The organism is Proteus sp. MB838 (genome assembly GCF_054767435.1).
Genome location: NZ_BAABMO010000012.1, coordinates 48,670 through 66,116, shown reverse-complemented (window position 1 = coordinate 66,116; position 17,447 = coordinate 48,670). Strand labels below are relative to the sequence as shown.

Here is a 17,447-nt window from a genome sequence, read left to right as displayed (position 1 = left end):
GGCAATTAAGGATCAAGATCCCGTGAAAATCTATCTTGTTGGTGGTGCTGTGCGCGACCAACTATTAAATTTACCGGTAAAAGACAGAGATTGGGTAGTGGTTGGCGCAACACCAGAGACACTATTACAACAAGGCTACCAACAAGTGGGTAAAGATTTTCCGGTCTTTCTTCACCCTGATACTCACGAGGAGTACGCTTTAGCGCGTACCGAACGAAAATCAGGCTCAGGTTACACGGGATTTACCTGCTATGCAGCCCCTGATGTGACCTTAGAAGATGATTTGCAACGGCGTGATTTAACCATTAACGCCATTGCTTACTCTGCTAAAGGTGAATATATCGATCCCTATCATGGCATTGATGATATTCATGCCAAATTACTGCGCCATGTTTCTGATGCATTTAGTGAAGATCCATTAAGGGTACTACGTGTCGCTCGTTTTGCGGCTCGTTTTGCCCCTTTAGGTTTTACAATAGCGCCGGAGACGATGTCATTGATGCAAGAGATGACAAACAGCGGTGAATTAAATGCCCTCACGGCTGAACGAGTGTGGAAAGAAACGGAAAAAGCACTTCACAGCCAAGCCCCACAAGTCTATTTTGAGATCTTACATCAATGTGGCGCTCTAAAAATACTTTTCCCTGAAATTAATGCACTCTTTGGCGTTCCTGCCCCTAAAAAGTGGCATCCTGAGATTGATACGGGTATCCATACCATGATGGTATTAGCCATGGCCAGCCGGTTGACTGACGATATCGCGGTACGTTTTAGCGCACTTTGTCATGATCTCGGTAAAGGTGTTACCCCGGTAGAAAATTGGCCTCACCATCACGGACATGGCCCTGCGGGTGTTCCTTTAGTTGAGGCTCTGTGCCAACGTTATCGTATTCCTAACCAGATACGTGATCTCGCCAAACTGGCAGCCAAATATCACGATCATCTCCACCGCATAGAAAGAATGCGCCCCTCAAAAATAATTCGACTTTTCGATGCGATTGATGCTTGGCGCAAACCAGAACGCATCGATCAACTCGCTATAATTAGCGAGGCCGATGCAAGGGGACGCCAAGGATCAGAAAATTTGTCTTATCCCCAAGGAATATTTTTTCGTCAAGCCTTTAAGATTGCCAATCAAGTTGATGTTAAATCAATTGTCAGTCGTGGTTTAAAAGGCAATGCCATACGAGAAGCATTAACTAAACAAAGAGAAGTCGCGATAATAGAATGGAAATCGCGACTTTAACTATTGTGTGTGGCAATATTAAGCGTAACGCTCAATAATCACCCCGACGTTGGCGGCTTGTGCTATCGCCCCTGGTTTAGCTAATTTTATTTTGACACGTGGTACAGAAAACTGAGTTATCAGTAGCTGTGCCACTTCTTCAGCAACACGCTCGACTAATTCAAAACGTCGCTTTTCCACATACTCTATTATGGCGTGACTGACACTGGCATAATCTAAACAGTGAGCAACATCATCGGTTTGGGATGCGCGTTTATTATCCCACTCCATTTCGATATCGAACACTAACTTTTGCTTAATGGTTTTTTCCCAATCATAAACACCGATTGTGGTTATTACTGATAATTGTTCAATAAATACGATATCCATCACGTCATCTCTTATTTTTTCTGCTCATCGGATACCACTTCCGATGAAATATGCGTATTATCCATACATGTCTAACGAACGTTCATCAACATTGGAGAATACAAATGAGTGCTAACGCACTTGGAATGATCATCTTCGCCTATTTGTGCGGCTCAATCTCCAGCGCGATTTTGATTTGCCGACTGGCAAGACTCCCTGATCCAAGAAAATTTGGCTCTGGTAATCCTGGCGCCACCAATGTGCTACGTATTGGTGGTAAACTTGCAGCGGCATCTGTGCTTATCTGTGACGTCCTAAAAGGGATGATCCCCGTTTGGCTCGCCTATTACCTAAATGTGCCTCCCTTTTATCTCGGTATTGTCGCAATAGCGGCTTGTCTAGGCCATATTTACCCTGTTTTTTTCCACTTTAAAGGCGGAAAAGGGGTTGCTACTGCATTTGGCTCTATCGCTGCTATTGGTTGGGATCTTAGCGGACTGATTGCGGGAACATGGCTACTAACTGTTTTACTCAGTGGCTATTCCTCACTGGGTGCTATTATCAGTGCATTGCTTGCCCCATTTTATGTCTGGTGGTTTAAACCCGAATTCACTTATCCCGTTGCACTATTATCATGCTTAGTACTTTACCGTCATCATGACAATATTCAACGTTTATGGCGAGGACAAGAGAGTCGCATTTGGCATAAGCTGAAAAAAAAGACAGAGAAAACAGATAAAGAGATAATCCAAGAAGCCAAAGAGCAAGAAAAAGAAGATTAACGCTTATCCTTATTAAAAAAAGGTCATTTATTAACTAAGTGACCTTTTTATTTAATAATTAAATTCTATTATAAAATATAAATAAATTAAAAATAATCACACATAAAAAAAAACACCCTTTTTATATTCGAAAAATAAAAATAATAAATAACATTATTAATAATACCCTTCTATATTTAGATTAAATATATCAACATTGGTTTTATTTATTACAAAAAAACATTAAAAATAAAAATCTTAAATAAGATAAACTTATATAAAAAATCAAATTTAACGAAATAAATAGCTTGAAAAAAAACCAACTTACATCTATTAATTAATAACTATAAAAAAATAATCATTTAACTCTGTGAAACATTGGAGTTCACCATGCTACAAAAAATATCTGCCAATAAAATTGCATTAATAAAAAGAATGCAACTTAGTACTCCTACATTAGTCGATATTCTCGATAGTTTAGGAAAAACCATTGTATTAAATAGTCAATTAAAAAGTATTAACCTAGAAAACTTTTATTCTGTTGGACAAGCTTATACTGTGCAATGGAAATTAATTAGAAAACAAAAATCTATTTTAAATAAACAACCTTCTACGTGGGAACAAGTTAGTTCTTTTTTAGTCCCTGAAATAACAGATGCAAAAGGATTATTCTATATAGCCGGAGGACATGAACTAATAACCGAAGCAGCACTTGCAGGTGGCATGAGTTGTACTTATTTTGAAAAATTAGGCTTTGAAGGAGTTATTTTAGGGGGAGCGGTACGAGACAAGAAAGATCTCACCAATCTAACCATTCCAGTCATTGCCACCAATCTTACTCCTACAGATACACAAGGCGCTTATTTTGTCAGTGAGACTGGCACTCAATGCACCATTGAGCATGCCACAATCTGTAGTGGTGATTTAGTGATATCCGACCCTAATGGCACCGTGATTATCCCTTTTTCACTCGTCGATAATGTTCTAGAAGAAGCGATTAAGATAGATAGCATTGAAAATAACATGCTAGAAAAAATCAAACATGGACAACGTTTACCAGAACTTATCAATATAACGGGACGTATATAATAAATAAAGGTGACTGACCATGATAAATATTCATACATTGGGTCCTGCAGGAACAAACTGTGAGAAAGCCGCTTATTATTGGCTAAATAAAAATAATCAACAAGGAAATATTATTCTTCACCCTACATTAGAAACCGCAGTAAAAGAAATGGAGGTAAGCCAAAATAGTATTCTATTAGGTTGTATTGTTTATCCTTTTTTACACAATATTGTTTTTAATAATCTATCTTTTATCAAATTAACAGATTGTTTTGTTATGGATACCCATAACATGCTATTTGCTAGCCGATTTAATAATATTAAGGAGATAAAAAAGTTAGGTTCTCATCCCGCACCACAAGATCTATTTAGAAAAATAACAGAACTCGATAATATTGAAAGAGTTCTTTTTAATTCAAATAGTGAAGCAGCACTTCAATGTGGTTTAGGGCGAGTAGATGGCTGCATTACCACACTTAGTGCAGCTAAAAAATATCATTTAAATATTTTATATGATTTTGGCCCTGTCCCTATGGGATTTTCTATTCATTCAAAATTAAATTAAGTAATTAATTACATCACAACAGTCAAAACGTTAATTATCTAGTCACTTGGTTAATAAAAAGGAAAAAACTATGAGCTTATATTTATCTAGTGAAATGATCTCTTATGATATGGATCTAAATAGAAACGAAGGTGAAGAAAGTAAAATTCAAGCTAAATTTATTCATGGCTCTAATTTTACAATGGCATTTTGGACATTTAAAACTAATGCCATTATTCCTGAACATAAACATGAACATGAAACTGCCACATCTATACTAAAAGGCTCTTTGAAACTGACGGTAAATAACCGCATTGTTTATTTACATGCTGGCGACTCTTTTATTATTCCCTCATGGGCCGTTCATCACGCAATTGCTTTAGAGCCTTCTGAGGTTATTGATGTCTATACCCCCGTTAGAGAAGACTATGTGGCAAGGCAAAATGGCGTCATTAAAACCTATTTAGAAACATCTCAACCCCAAGGATAACAAAAAGCGAGGATCACCTCGCTTTTTCTATTCTTACTATAATCGCAGGAGCACTTTCTATGTTTAGCACCTATAATATTGATGTTTTAACAGAACAAAATCATCAATATTTACCAATAGAAAACACCCTATCATTACAGAATATATTTTCCATCTCTTGGCACCCATCATTATGGAAATCTTTACCCGCCAAGCAACTCCCTGAATACCCAGATATACATGCCTTAAATTATTGCAAAGAAAAGCTTAAGCATTATCCCCCGCTAATTTTAGCTTCCGAAATCAGAGCATTTAAAAATTTATTAAAACTTGTTGCAAATGGTGAAGCTTTTCTTCTGCAAGGAGGAGACTGTGCAGAATCTTTTGATGATTGCCAAGCCACTATTATCCGTGATTTAACATTCACTTTATCGCAAATGTCCGCATTAATTGAACAATCAACGGGATTGCCGGTGATTAAATTAGGTCGTATGGCTGGACAATACGCTAAACCTCGTAGCCAAGCATTTGAAACACAAAATGGCTTAACTTTACCCAGCTATCGAGGAGAAATTATTAATGGTCTTGATTTTTCAGTTAAAAGTAGAGAGCCAGATCCGATTAGAATGATAACTGCCTATCATCACTCAGCAGCGACCTTAAATCTGTTACGTGCGATGAATTATACACAATATACCAAGCAACAATGGGCCTTGGATATTAACGCTCATCCTGGCTCTACAGAGCCTGAGCATTATTTCCATTTGCTAGAACAACTCTATCATTCACAACACCATATTATTAATAAACAGCCCGATACCTCTTCTTATTATGTTAGTCATGAAGCTTTGTTACTGCATTATGAGGAATCGATGACTCGTCAAGATTCCATTGACAACAAATGGTATAACTGTTCAGCACATATGGTTTGGGTAGGAGAACGAACAACCGATATTGATCATGCCCATATCGAGTACCTACGAGGTATTGAAAACCCTATCGGTATAAAATGCAGCACCAGAATGTCAGGAGAAAAACTGATTAAGCTAATAGATACTCTTAACCCGAGCAATGAAGTTGGAAAAATTATCTTAATCATTCGCGTGGGTAAAGATGCTATTCATGCATATCTTCCGGAATTAGTAAGAACGGTAAAAGAACATCAACGAGCGGTTATTTGGCAAATAGATCCAATGCATGGCAATACACAATCAGCAAATGACAGTATGAAAACCCGACATTTCAATGATATTGCCGAAGAAACTCGTGCTTTTATTCATATTTTACATGAGATGGGCATACAGGCTGGGGGGATACATTTAGAAATGACCGGACAAGAAGTCACTGAATGTACTGGAGGATTACAACAAATTCGATACACTGACCTAAGTCATGGTTATCAAACTTTATGTGACCCTCGTCTTAACCGGACATAATCATTAGAGTTAGCCTTCTTGGTTGGACGGCATTGGCATAATTCACTTTAATTGTAACCAAATATAAGTGCTTAGTACTTAAGCCAAGCACTTATCATTTCCAACACTGCCAATGGCTAATCATTCATCCGCTAAAGCAGGTAATTCAGCTAAAGGCCAACGCGGTCTCACTGTCACCCCTAAAGGCCCCTCGGTACCACCTTTAAAACGGATCATCCCCGCCAAAGCAATCATGGCACCATTATCGGTACATAACTCAGGGCGAGCATAAAACACTTCCCCTCCGAGTTGTTCCATTATCATTGCCATTTTGGCGCGTAAAGTACGGTTAGCACTTACACCCCCCGCCATCACTAAGCGTTTAAAGCCTGTTTGCTCTAATGCTCGACGACATTTTATTGCCAGAGTATCTACTACAGCATCTTCAAAAGCACGCGCAATATCTGCTCGAGTTTGCTCTGAATCATCGTTTTGACGAATGGTATTAGCGGCAAAGGTTTTTAAACCAGAGAAACTAAAGTCGAGTCCGGGTCTGTCTGTCATAGGGCGAGGAAAAACAAAACGTCCTTCTACACCTTGTTGTGCCATTTTTGATAAAACAGGGCCGCCGGGATAATCAAGCCCCAATAGCTTGGCTGTTTTATCAAATGCTTCACCGGCAGCATCATCAATAGACTCACCTAACAGGGTATATTCCCCAATCCCTGTTACACTAATTAATTGTGTATGCCCCCCCGAGACAAGTAACGCCACGAAAGGAAAATCTGGCGTTTTCTCTTCAAGCATCGGTGCTAATAAATGCCCTTCCATATGGTGAACTGGAATAGCAGGCACATCCCATGCAAACGCCAGAGAACGACCAATAGTCGCCCCCACCAGCAATGCCCCTACCAGCCCTGGTCCTGCAGTATAAGCGACCGCATCAATATCTTTTGCAGTTAAATTTGCTTCTTTAAGGGCGGCTTGGATCAGTGGCACTGTTTTGCGGATATGATCTCGTGAAGCAAGCTCGGGAACAACACCACCATAGTCGGCGTGCAGTTTTATTTGGCTATAGAGTTGATTCGCTAACAGACCGGCTTTATCATCGTAAATTGCGATACCGGTTTCATCGCAAGATGTTTCAATACCTAAAACTCGCATGACGCTTCCAAATTCTTCCTCGCGCAATGGCGTAATGGATCGATTGTAGCATTATTTCGCTAATTTAATACGCCTTCGCCACAACTTTTACATACCAGTATGTGACAAATTTCTTTTTCTGGTCTATAATTATCCACCTATTTTACATGATTTAAATGTGTGGTTAGCAACTATCACGTTGTGTTTTGAATAAATTAAGACACAAAAGTGAGAGTTTGCGTTTCAATTTTGTGCATCTCTTTACAAAGTGCCCTGCTTTGAAGTAAAATTCCGCACCATTTTAAATGTCGGCTGGCTAAAATCATGCCAGCACAAACCGATTTCTATTGAGGTGAGAGGCACATGCCGGTAATCAAAGTACGTGAAAACGAGCCATTTGACGTTGCTCTTCGTCGTTTCAAACGCTCTTGCGAAAAAGCAGGCGTATTAGCAGAAGTTCGTCGTCGTGAATTTTATGAAAAACCAACGACTGAGCGTAAACGCGCTAAAGCATCAGCAGTAAAACGTCACGCTAAAAAATTAGCTCGCGAAAACGCACGTCGTACTCGTCTGTACTAATATTTTGCGGCTGATACCGCAATTTATGCAGACACTGTAGTCGCAGTTAAAAGGCCGTGCTTTCTTATGAGAGCGCGGCTTATTCTCGTTCAACAACAGGCGTAAAAGGGCTTATGGCTGGACGAATTCCACGTTCATTTATCAATGATTTATTAGCACGAACCGATATCATCGATCTTATCGACGCTCGTGTGCCGCTTAAAAAACAAGGCAAAAATCATTCAGCGTGTTGTCCGTTTCATAATGAAAAAACGCCCTCTTTTACAGTAAATAGCGACAAACAGTTTTATCACTGTTTTGGTTGCGGTGCGCATGGCAATGCTATTGATTTTTTGATGAACTACGACAGGCTTGATTTTGTCGAAACCATTGAAGAGTTAGCAGCAATGCATGGGTTAGAAGTTCCTTATGAATCAGGAACTGGCAGTAGCCCGATTGAGCGACATATAAGACAAAATCTCTATCAAGTGATGGAGAAATTGAATCAGTATTACAAAAGCACCCTCAATACCCCTGACGCTCAGGAAGCAAGAAATTATCTTGCGCATCGCGGGCTAAGTGAAGAGGTTATTACCCGCTTTTCTATCGGCTTTGTACCTACGGGTTGGGACAATATCCTAAAACGTTTTGGGCAAAATCCCGATAATCAAGCCCTGTTACTTGAAGCAGGAATGGTAATAACAAACGATAAAGGTCGCACTTATGACCGTTTTCGTCAGCGCGTTATGTTTCCGATTAGAGACAGACGAGGTCGTGTTATTGCATTTGGTGGACGTGTATTAGGTGATGATTTACCCAAATACTTAAACTCCCCAGAAACAGAGATTTTCCATAAAGGCCGCCAACTTTACGGGCTTTATGAAGCACAACAGACGCACCCTAACCCGGCTAAGTTATTAGTGGTTGAAGGTTATATGGATGTTGTGGCATTAGCGCAGTTTGGTATTGATTATGCTGTCGCCTCGTTGGGTACATCAACAACCGCAGAACATATCCAGTTGCTGTTTAGAACTACGGATAACGTTATTTGCTGCTATGATGGTGATAGAGCAGGACGAGATGCCGCATGGCGAGCATTAGAAACTGCACTGCCTTTTTTAAACGATGGCCGTTCTTTACGTTTTATGTTTTTACCTGAAGGCGATGATCCTGATTCACTGGTTCGCCGCGAAGGGAAAGAGGCATTTGAAAAACGAATGGAACAAGCACACTCTTTATCTGAGTTTTTATTTGATTCGCTGGTTCCACAAGTGGATTTGAGCACCCAAGAAGGCAATGGCAAACTCTATAGTTTAGCGCGCCCATTAATTGATCAGATCCCAAGTGAGACTTTACGTCTATATTTATTAAGAGAGCTTGGAAATTTAACGGGAAATCCCGATATTGAGCAGATGGATCGTTTATTTGGTAGAAACTCGCTACATCACGAAACATCGTATCAACCGACAAAACTACGTACTACACCAATGCGTATTTTAATTGCCTTGTTGATACAAAATCCCGAGTTTTGCCAATTAGTGCCACCGCTTGAGGGGCTAAATACAGAAAAAATAGCGGGTTTATCGCTTTTTATTGAATTAGTTTCTCTTTGCCAAGCGCAGCCAGGCTTGAATACAGGTCAGATTATCGAACTCTATCGAGAGAATAAATTCGGTAAACAACTTGAAAAACTGGCGATGTGGAACGATATAGATATAGATGAGATAGCTGAAAAAACATTTACAGATACGTTAGATCATCTCTTTTTAACCGCAATGGATGAACGTTTAAACGCCCTCATTGCCAAAGAGAGAACTGAAGGTCTAACACAAAATGAACGCGAAGAAGTCCAATTGATAATACAGGCTCGCGTTAAAAAGTAAAACCTAAATTAAGATTAAAAACACGGCTTAATTGCCGCTATCGGTAGGTATAAAAAATAACCTACATTTGCTACGCTGAGGGGATCGTAGCAATCGACAATGAAAATGCCCCTCCGTAGTTATTGTTGGCTGAACCGTTTATCGCCGACCGACACCAACCCAAATTACTTTGAAGTGTGGATACCGTCTTATGGAGCAAAACCCGCAGTCACAGCTGAAGCTACTTGTTACGAAAGGTAAGGAGCAAGGCTACCTGACCTATGCTGAGGTCAATGACCATCTGCCGGAAGATATCGTCGATTCAGATCAAATCGAAGACATCATCCAGATGATTAACGACATGGGCATTCAGGTCATGGAAGAAGCACCTGATGCCGATGATCTGATGTTGGCAGAAAATTCAAATGACACTGATGATGATGCTGTCGAAGCCGCTGCTCAGGTACTTTCTAGTGTAGAATCTGAAATTGGCCGTACAACCGATCCTGTGCGTATGTATATGCGCGAAATGGGAACCGTTGAACTGCTCACCCGGGAAGGTGAAATTGATATCGCAAAACGCATTGAAGATGGTATTAACCAAGTTCAATGCTCAGTTGCTGAATATCCTGAAGCAATCACTTATCTTCTTGAACAATATGATCGTGTTGAAGCCGGTGAAGCGCGTCTTTCTGATTTAATTACTGCCTTTATTGACCCTAATGCCGAAGAAGTGGCAGAAAGTGATGATGTCAATTTAGGCAAAGACGACGATGAAATCGACAACAGCGCCGATGACGAAGATGAAGACGAAGATGAAGATAGCGACACAGACAGTGATAGCGATGATGATAACAGCATCGATCCTGAACTTGCTCGCCAAAAATTCACCGAGCTTCGTGAACAGTACGAAAAAACGCGTCAATCTATTAAGGCCAAAGGTCGTAATCATAAAGATACCGAACTGGAAATTTTACAGTTATCAGAAATTTTCAAACAGTTCCGCTTAGTGCCAAAACAGTTTGATTATCTGGTTAACAACATGCGTGAAATGATGGACAGAGTCCATGCTCAAGAGCGTCACATCATGCGTCTTTGTGTTGATCAGGTCAAAATGCCTAAGAAAAACTTCATTACTCTGTTTACAGGAAATGAAACTAATGACACATGGTTTACTGCCGCTCGTGCGATGAATAAACCTTGGTCTGAAAAACTGGCAGGTATTGAAGAAGAAGTACAACGTAGCTTACAAAAGTTACAACAAATTGAAGTTGAAACAGGACTGACAATCGAACAGGTTAAAGATATTAACCGTCGTATGTCTATCGGTGAAGCAAAAGCACGCCGTGCGAAAAAAGAGATGGTCGAAGCGAACTTACGTTTAGTTATCTCTATCGCGAAAAAATATACCAACCGTGGCCTACAGTTCCTTGACCTGATCCAGGAAGGGAATATTGGTCTAATGAAAGCGGTTGATAAATTTGAATATCGTCGTGGTTATAAGTTCTCAACTTATGCAACATGGTGGATCCGTCAGGCTATTACTCGTTCAATCGCCGATCAGGCACGTACCATTCGTATTCCGGTACATATGATTGAAACGATTAATAAGCTAAACCGTATCTCGCGCCAAATGTTGCAAGAGATGGGACGTGAGCCTTCACCAGAAGAGCTTGCAGAACGTATGCTGATGCCTGAAGATAAAATCCGTAAGGTACTAAAAATCGCTAAAGAGCCTATCTCCATGGAAACCCCAATTGGTGACGATGAAGATTCACATTTAGGTGATTTTATCGAGGATACTACCCTCGAATTACCTCTGGATTCAGCAACATCAGAAAGCTTACGTTCAGCGACACACGAAGTATTAGGTGGTTTAACACTGCGTGAAGCTAAAGTCCTGCGTATGCGCTTTGGTATCGATATGAATACCGACCATACATTGGAAGAAGTGGGTAAACAATTTGATGTTACCCGTGAACGTATCCGTCAGATTGAAGCAAAAGCGTTGCGTAAATTACGCCACCCAAGCCGTTCTGAAGTGCTACGTAGCTTCCTTGATGAATAATCAATCTCTTTGATTTTGGTAGTAATACAAACGCCTGTGACTCACAGGCGTTTTTTATTATCTGGTCTAAACCATATCTGTTCTCAGCGCTGATAATTTACTTTTATCATTCCTATTCTCTTTTTGGTCTATCTTAAGTAACCGCTATCGTCTTCGCTAAAAATTTGCTGATTTTTTCTACCTCTATTTACAAAAAATCACCCTTTTATTTTTACCCTTGTCGATTTTTTACTCATCAAGTCTTTCTTTTTAGACTATCTTATTGAAATAAAAGATTATTATTTAATTTATTTTTTCTGCTCTATATTGAACACAAATTGCGCATACAGTCACACAAAGGCTAGACCTCGCCTCAAATGGCACGTATAATCTCACACCATTAAGGCCCCTTAGCTCAGTTGGTTAGAGCAGTCGACTCATAATCGATTGGTCACTGGTTCAAGTCCAGTAGGGGCCACCAAATTTTAGCTGTTAAATCAGCATATTAAGCCACTTCTTAGTAAGTGGCTTTTTTGTATCTAAGGGTTACTGCCCCCTTTTTGTCCCCTGAGATTTTTTTACTGCCCTAATTTTTTTCATGACATGTTACGACAACTTTTATTTTCTCAAAGTATGTCATGCTAATTTTCCCCAATATATTTGTAATTCATTTCAGTTTCAAAAATCTCTATAGCCACCAGCTTAACGGACAGTTCGCCAGCACGCGGAAGCGCATCACAAAACCGACCATGTAGTTTGGTGTATTTGTGACAAACTGTGCTCAGCATATACAGATCCCCCTCCTTACTACTGACGAAATTTGATGGAGATGTAGGTAAATCGTTCCAATATAAAAACCAGATTTTTGTTTTTTTAACTACATAAAAAATATAATTAATTTAAGGTAAGTATTATATTATTATAAAAAATTGTAATTATTATTTTATAAGGGTCGGTATGTATTTTTTTCTTGGTTTTTTGTTATTTCTAATTGTTTTGATGGTTATTTGCAGGATTAGAGTTTTATGGTTGGCAAGAAAAAATACAATAACTGAAAAGAATTTTAAAACCTTCAAAGAGTATAACAATATTGAAGATTATGAAAAAGAAGCAAAGCAAGCTGTTTATGCTGCAACAATAAGCAAAACTCTTTTTGAAAAATGCCAATGTCTCATAACCTTAAGAACAATGCTTGAATCCCTACACACTGATTATGAAAAATATGAAAAAGTAAATCCGTTATTAATGGAGCTATTACGCAAAAAATTTACTTTTACATACTCCGCTTTCATTACTATCTATCCAGAACCCATCGAAGAAAGCGGGCTAGAACGATTTAGTTTAATTAATACAAAAAAATACTGTCCAGAACATGTATGGAAACATATTCTCAAATCCGCTATTTATACCAATGAAGAATTGGATGACTATTTTGGGTCGCAGGAATTACTCCCACTGGAGCGGATGTGTACAGATATGGATTTATATAACGAGTTTAAAGGCACGGTTTTATTTGATGAAGTGATCGGGTGCTATGTTAATGAAGAAAACGAAGGATCTCAAATTTTTGATAATGAGGTTTATTCTGTTACCGAAGAACAGTTACGCCAGTGGCTAGATGAAGAGCTTGCATTTCTGAGTTATGTCACTGAAGGTCTTTTGAATATTTGTATTGAATACATAAGAAAAGAGAATGGAATTATAAGGGTTTGAAGTGATGGACAAAAACAAACTTAAAAATCTTAAGTTTTTTTTGAAAATACCCCATTGGTTCAGCATTTGAATTATTCCCTTTCTGAAGATGAGGAAAGAAATTAAGTGTATTATGAAAGTCTGAACTTTCGGACTGGGCTATATCAACTATATTGTTGATATAACAACCTTAATCTTTCAATAGAATTAATTAGATTATTATTTATTTTATTGCGATAATAACTTAACAAACTTTCTTTTTATATCACTATTATTATGGTCATACGTCCTAATCAACACTGGTTTTTTCGGTTATTTGATTGGCACGGTTCAGTGCTATCAAAAATAATCTTTCGCTTATGTCTTAATATTGCAATGTCTATTATCGCTATTTTGGTTTATCAATGGTATGAGTTATTAGGTATTCATTTAACTGTTGCCCCATTTAGTTTATTAGGTATTGCTATCGCAATATTTCTTGGTTTTAGAAATAATGCAAGTTATAGCCGACTTGTGGAGGCAAGGACATTATGGGGAAATATGTTAATTACCCATCGCAACATATTAAGAAATATAAAAGCCTTATTACCGGAAGATAAACAATTTAATCGTGACTTTTCTAATCTACTTATTGCTTTTAGTTGGAGTCTAAAACATGAGCTAAGAAAAACAAACCCAATGGTCGATCTCTATCGCCTCTTACCCCGACCTTTATTTGATGAGATAATGAATAGCCCTTACCCCACTAATCGGATTTTATTGCATATTGGCCTAAAAATTGGCGAATTGCGAGATAACAAAGTAATAAGTGATGTTATCTTTCAATCAATTAATAAAGATATTAATAACTTATCTGATGTATTGGGTGGCTGTGAACGTATTTCAAATACTCCTGTACCTTTTGCCTATACGCTCATATTGCAACGTACGGTATATCTATTCTGTGCTCTGCTACCTTTTGCATTGGTTGCCGATCTCCACTATATGACGCCATTTGTTTCCGTATTTATCTCTTATACTTTTTTATCTTGGGACTCATTAGCTGAAGAGTTAGAAGATCCATTCGGTGTTTCTGCCAATGACTTACCATTAAATGCAATATGTAACACCATAGAAAGGAATTTATTAGAGATGCAAGATATCACCCCACTCCCCATCAAAGTTAAACCCGACCAATATTATAATTTATTGTAATTAATAAAATAAAAACAAATAAAAAAGGCAGTGTTAATTAATAACACTGCCTTTTTTATTAACAATACATTTTTTATGTTATTAATGCGTTCTCATTCCTGCGCTGTACATTAATAATTTAAATAATGAGGCGATAATTGCAAGACTTAATACACTTAAAGACCAAATAATTATCATCCATCCGATTTGTTGATACCAACGAGCTTTATTTTTCGTTGGTTTTATTGTTAAAAAATGACTAATGATAACTTTCATTGGCATTTACCTTTCCACGAAATACATAATAACTCCAACTGGTATAGGCTAATATCACAGGAATAATTATAACCGCCCCAACTAACATAAATTTCTGACTTAAAACAGGAGCTGCCGCCTGCCAAATCGAAATAGAAGGTGGAATAATATAAGGAAAGATACTGATCCCTAATCCTGCAAAACCAATAAGTACCAATAAAAGTGATAATAGAAAAGGCTGATAATGACCATAGTTATAGGCACTACGAACAATGCCCCAAGCACAAGCCAATACGAGCAACGGAACAGGTAATAAAAAGTATAAATTAGGTAAACTAAACCAGCGTTGTGCAATATCTGCATGTGTAAGTGGTGTCCATAAGCTTACTATTGCAATCACCACCAGCAATGTAATAGCCAGATACACCGTTATAGTGCACATTTTACGATGCAGTTGATGCTCTGTTTTCATAATCAACCATGAACTGCCTAACAATGCATAAGTGACTAACAAAGCAAAACCACAGAAAATAGGGAATGGTGTTAACCAATCCAATGCCGAGCCACTGAAATGACGCTCTGTCACATTAAAACCATTAATAACTGCACCTACTGTGATCCCTTGGCAAAAAGTAGCAAGAAAAGAGCCACCAATAAAAGCTGAATCCCAAAATAGGCGATGTTTAGGAAGTGCATTAACGCGAAATTCAAATGCCACACCACGGAAAATAAGCCCAATAAGCATCAATGTCAGTGGTATTGTTAACGCATCAATAATAACTGCATAGGCAAGAGGAAAAGCACCATAGAGCGCAGCCCCTCCTAATACTAACCATGTTTCATTGCCGTCCCAAACTGGTGCCACACTATTAATCATGGTATCTCTTTGTATTTTATCTCGGGTAAAAGGCAAAATAATGCCAATCCCCAGATCAAATCCATCTGCAATAATATACATAAGTGTGGCAAAAATAATGATCGCAAACCAAATCATCGAAAAATCAATATTCATTATTTTTCACCCTGTGTTAATTGGTCGGATTTAAGCACTACAGGGCCTTTCTTCATCAGATGCACCATATAAAAATACCCGATGCCAAATACTGAAAAATAAACCAAAATAAAGGCCAATAAGCTCAAACTCATTTGAATATCACCATGAGCAGAAACGGCATCTTTGGTACGTTGTAGACCATAAACAACCCAAGGCTGACGGCCAATTTCTGTGGTAAACCACCCCGCAAGGATCGCAATCAGTCCTGTAGGCCCCATTAATAAAGCAAAGCGTAAGAAAAAGGGTGAGTGATAGAGTCTTTTCTTCTTACGTAAAATAATACTCAACAAACCTAAACAAATCATCAGCATACCTAATCCTGCCATGACTCTAAATGACCAAAATATAATGCTAGAATTAGGTCTATCTTCCGGTGCAAAACTTTTTAATGCCGGAATTTGCTTATCTAAACTATGGGTAAGGATCAGGCTACCTAAATAAGGAATTTCAATCGCATATTTTGTTTTTTCTTCCGCCATATCTGGGATGCCAAATAAAATCAGCGGAGTCGCTTCTTTCGTTGCATTATCCCAATGCCCTTCTATAGCTGCGATTTTAGCCGGTTGATGTTCTAGTGTATTTAATCCATGAGCATCTCCTACAAACGCTTGTATGGGGGCAATAATTAGTACTAACCATAAGGCCATAGAAAACATTTTTCGTACAGGTGCTGTATTTTGTCCTTTTAATAATAACCATGCGGCACAAGAGGCGATAAATAAAGCACTGGCTAAAAAAGCCCCAATAGACATATGCAATAAACGGTAAGGGAAGGAAGGATTAAACACGACCTGTAGCCAATCAACAGGCACGACAACACCATTTTCAATAGCATAGCCTTGTGGTGTTTGCATCCAACTATTGGATGACAAGATCCAAAAAGTAGAAATCAATGTGCCAAGCGCTACCATACAAGTTGCAAAGAAGTGAAGTTTTCGCCCCACTTTATTCCAACCAAACAACATAATGCCAAGAAATCCCGCTTCTAAGAAAAAGGCGGTCAAGACTTCATAAGTTAGCATCGGCCCTGTGATACTACCGGCAAATTGTGAAAAACCACTCCAGTTAGTCCCGAATTGATATGCCATCACTAACCCTGATACCACCCCCATGCCAAAGTTTACGGCAAAAATTTTTATCCAAAACTGATATAAAGAAAGGTAACTTGGTTCTTTTGTTTTTAACCATAAGCCTTCTAATAGGGCTAGAAAGCTAGCTAATCCTATGGTGATAGCAGGGAATATAATATGAAATGAAACGGTAAACGCGAATTGTATTCTTGCTAGGTGAAAAGCATCTAATCCAAACATAATGCCTCTCTCGATATAAATCTATATTCTATAAATTTATTCATTTTCTATTATCCTAATTATATTTTTCTCACAAAAATCTTATTTAGTTTTTATTATGAATGCTGATTAACCTCACTTTATTTTCAGAAAGTAAAAACTGAAGATAGTGAGTTTATATAGATATACTATTTAAATCCCCCTCTCTTAATTACTAAAAAAGAGAACAACAAAAAATCATTACGTAATAAATCACATAACGATACCATGGTAGCCAACAAACTGTTATTTCGTCATTTTTTCAATAAATCAAGTTTAAAAAACTTGTCCATTAGCGTATTAACATTTTTAACCAAGTAATAACAGAGAGTCAAATAAATTGATTTTATCACACGATAGATATGCTCTATCATCATATAAAATAAAGTTATAAAGCGTCATTTAGCCTATTTTACTCATTGACAATATAATTACATTATTTTAACTTCTTAAGTAACAGAAGAATTGCAGATTATATAACTTT

General features: G+C 38.1%; 16 protein-coding genes and 1 tRNA gene. 12 read left to right on the top strand and 5 right to left on the bottom strand.

The annotated features are described in order from the left end of the window. Positions 1-22: 22 nt before the first annotated feature. Positions 23-1,246 (top strand): multifunctional CCA addition/repair protein, encoded by a 1,224-nt coding sequence (locus ACYUCW_RS07465; protein ID WP_049219647.1) that lies wholly within the window; start codon positions 23-25, stop codon positions 1,244-1,246. An 18-nt stretch (positions 1,247-1,264) separates the two neighbouring features. Here ACYUCW_RS07465 and folB read toward each other — a convergent pair whose 3' ends face one another. After that, on the bottom strand, positions 1,265-1,615 hold the full coding sequence (gene folB, locus ACYUCW_RS07460; protein ID WP_004245575.1) for a bifunctional dihydroneopterin aldolase/7,8-dihydroneopterin epimerase: 351 nt from the start codon (positions 1,613-1,615) through the stop codon (positions 1,265-1,267). Between the two features lie 104 nt (positions 1,616-1,719). Here folB and plsY point away from each other — a divergent pair, with 104 nt between their 5' ends. From plsY to ACYUCW_RS07435, 5 genes are all read left to right on the top strand, one after another. After that, positions 1,720-2,376 carry a glycerol-3-phosphate 1-O-acyltransferase PlsY gene (gene plsY, locus ACYUCW_RS07455; protein WP_004245577.1) on the top strand — a complete coding sequence of 219 codons (657 nt, stop codon included), beginning with the start codon at positions 1,720-1,722 and terminating at the stop codon, positions 2,374-2,376. A gap of 369 nt (positions 2,377-2,745) precedes the next feature. Further along, positions 2,746-3,444 carry an RraA family protein gene (locus ACYUCW_RS07450; protein ID WP_004249461.1) on the top strand — a complete coding sequence of 233 codons (699 nt, stop codon included), beginning with the start codon at positions 2,746-2,748 and terminating at the stop codon, positions 3,442-3,444. A 19-nt stretch (positions 3,445-3,463) separates the two neighbouring features. After that, the gene (locus tag ACYUCW_RS07445; RefSeq protein WP_004245580.1) at positions 3,464-3,988 is read left to right on the top strand and encodes a prephenate dehydratase domain-containing protein; all 525 of its coding nucleotides are present in this window, start codon (positions 3,464-3,466) and stop codon (positions 3,986-3,988) included. Positions 3,989-4,058: 70 nt separating this feature from the next. Then, complete coding sequence (locus ACYUCW_RS07440; protein WP_004245582.1) at positions 4,059-4,457, top strand: cupin domain-containing protein; 399 nt, start codon at positions 4,059-4,061, stop codon at positions 4,455-4,457. A 59-nt stretch (positions 4,458-4,516) separates the two neighbouring features. Further along, a complete protein-coding gene (locus ACYUCW_RS07435; protein WP_460408326.1) occupies positions 4,517-5,872 on the top strand; it encodes a 3-deoxy-7-phosphoheptulonate synthase class II in 1,356 nt (451 codons plus the stop codon). A 120-nt stretch (positions 5,873-5,992) separates the two neighbouring features. Here ACYUCW_RS07435 and tsaD read toward each other — a convergent pair whose 3' ends face one another. Beyond that, a complete protein-coding gene (gene tsaD, locus ACYUCW_RS07430; RefSeq protein ID WP_020946207.1) occupies positions 5,993-7,015 on the bottom strand; it encodes a tRNA (adenosine(37)-N6)-threonylcarbamoyltransferase complex transferase subunit TsaD in 1,023 nt (340 codons plus the stop codon). Positions 7,016-7,357: 342 nt separating this feature from the next. Between tsaD and rpsU the strand changes: the two genes are divergently transcribed. The 6 genes from rpsU to ACYUCW_RS07400 all read left to right on the top strand — a co-directional run bounded on the left by rpsU (position 7,358) and on the right by ACYUCW_RS07400 (position 14,347). Continuing rightward, complete coding sequence (gene rpsU, locus ACYUCW_RS07425; RefSeq protein WP_001144069.1) at positions 7,358-7,573, top strand: 30S ribosomal protein S21; 216 nt, start codon at positions 7,358-7,360, stop codon at positions 7,571-7,573. A 113-nt stretch (positions 7,574-7,686) separates the two neighbouring features. Next, entirely contained in the window at positions 7,687-9,435 is a 1,749-nt protein-coding gene (gene dnaG / locus ACYUCW_RS07420) for a DNA primase (protein WP_004249459.1), read from the top strand. Between the two features lie 190 nt (positions 9,436-9,625). Then, the gene (gene rpoD, locus ACYUCW_RS07415) at positions 9,626-11,482 is read left to right on the top strand and encodes an RNA polymerase sigma factor RpoD (protein ID WP_460408325.1); all 1,857 of its coding nucleotides are present in this window, start codon (positions 9,626-9,628) and stop codon (positions 11,480-11,482) included. Between the two features lie 383 nt (positions 11,483-11,865). Further along, positions 11,866-11,942 (top strand) — tRNA-Ile (locus ACYUCW_RS07410). Between the two features lie 548 nt (positions 11,943-12,490). Next, on the top strand, positions 12,491-13,174 hold the full coding sequence (locus ACYUCW_RS07405; protein ID WP_223307204.1) for a DNA-binding protein: 684 nt from the start codon (positions 12,491-12,493) through the stop codon (positions 13,172-13,174). A 255-nt stretch (positions 13,175-13,429) separates the two neighbouring features. Next, positions 13,430-14,347: a bestrophin family protein gene (locus tag ACYUCW_RS07400; protein WP_004245589.1), complete on the top strand. Its 918-nt coding sequence runs from the start codon at positions 13,430-13,432 to the stop codon at positions 14,345-14,347. An 81-nt stretch (positions 14,348-14,428) separates the two neighbouring features. Here ACYUCW_RS07400 and ACYUCW_RS07395 read toward each other — a convergent pair whose 3' ends face one another. From ACYUCW_RS07395 to ACYUCW_RS07385, 3 genes are read right to left on the bottom strand one after another with little or no spacing between them, the layout of a single operon-like run. Continuing rightward, positions 14,429-14,608 carry a DUF2474 domain-containing protein gene (locus ACYUCW_RS07395; protein ID WP_012368332.1) on the bottom strand — a complete coding sequence of 60 codons (180 nt, stop codon included), beginning with the start codon at positions 14,606-14,608 and terminating at the stop codon, positions 14,429-14,431. Beyond that, positions 14,586-15,593, bottom strand: a complete 1,008-nt coding sequence (gene cydB, locus ACYUCW_RS07390) for a cytochrome d ubiquinol oxidase subunit II (RefSeq protein WP_004250207.1) — start codon at positions 15,591-15,593, stop codon at positions 14,586-14,588. Before cydB ends, ACYUCW_RS07395 begins: the two co-directional genes overlap by 23 nt. After that, entirely contained in the window at positions 15,593-16,945 is a 1,353-nt protein-coding gene (locus ACYUCW_RS07385; protein ID WP_004245592.1) for a cytochrome ubiquinol oxidase subunit I, read from the bottom strand. The genes cydB and ACYUCW_RS07385 overlap by 1 nt, the downstream gene beginning before the upstream one ends. Positions 16,946-17,447 lie beyond the last annotated feature (502 nt).

What these genes read in the sequence shown, in the direction of transcription:
- folB (WP_004245575.1), bottom strand. Translation starts at nt 1,615, where the DNA reads ATGGATATCGTATTTATTGAACAATTATCAGTAATAACCACAATCGGT.
- plsY (WP_004245577.1), top strand. Translation starts at nt 1,720, where the DNA reads ATGAGTGCTAACGCACTTGGAATGATCATCTTCGCCTATTTGTGCGGC.
- ACYUCW_RS07450 (WP_004249461.1), top strand. Translation starts at nt 2,746, where the DNA reads ATGCTACAAAAAATATCTGCCAATAAAATTGCATTAATAAAAAGAATG.
- ACYUCW_RS07445 (WP_004245580.1), top strand. Translation starts at nt 3,464, where the DNA reads ATGATAAATATTCATACATTGGGTCCTGCAGGAACAAACTGTGAGAAA.
- ACYUCW_RS07440 (WP_004245582.1), top strand. Translation starts at nt 4,059, where the DNA reads ATGAGCTTATATTTATCTAGTGAAATGATCTCTTATGATATGGATCTA.
- ACYUCW_RS07435 (WP_460408326.1), top strand. Translation starts at nt 4,517, where the DNA reads ATGTTTAGCACCTATAATATTGATGTTTTAACAGAACAAAATCATCAA.
- tsaD (WP_020946207.1), bottom strand. Translation starts at nt 7,015, where the DNA reads ATGCGAGTTTTAGGTATTGAAACATCTTGCGATGAAACCGGTATCGCA.
- rpsU (WP_001144069.1), top strand. Translation starts at nt 7,358, where the DNA reads ATGCCGGTAATCAAAGTACGTGAAAACGAGCCATTTGACGTTGCTCTT.
- dnaG (WP_004249459.1), top strand. Translation starts at nt 7,687, where the DNA reads ATGGCTGGACGAATTCCACGTTCATTTATCAATGATTTATTAGCACGA.
- rpoD (WP_460408325.1), top strand. Translation starts at nt 9,626, where the DNA reads ATGGAGCAAAACCCGCAGTCACAGCTGAAGCTACTTGTTACGAAAGGT.
- ACYUCW_RS07400 (WP_004245589.1), top strand. Translation starts at nt 13,430, where the DNA reads ATGGTCATACGTCCTAATCAACACTGGTTTTTTCGGTTATTTGATTGG.
- ACYUCW_RS07395 (WP_012368332.1), bottom strand. Translation starts at nt 14,608, where the DNA reads ATGCCAATGAAAGTTATCATTAGTCATTTTTTAACAATAAAACCAACG.
- cydB (WP_004250207.1), bottom strand. Translation starts at nt 15,593, where the DNA reads ATGAATATTGATTTTTCGATGATTTGGTTTGCGATCATTATTTTTGCC.
- ACYUCW_RS07385 (WP_004245592.1), bottom strand. Translation starts at nt 16,945, where the DNA reads ATGTTTGGATTAGATGCTTTTCACCTAGCAAGAATACAATTCGCGTTT.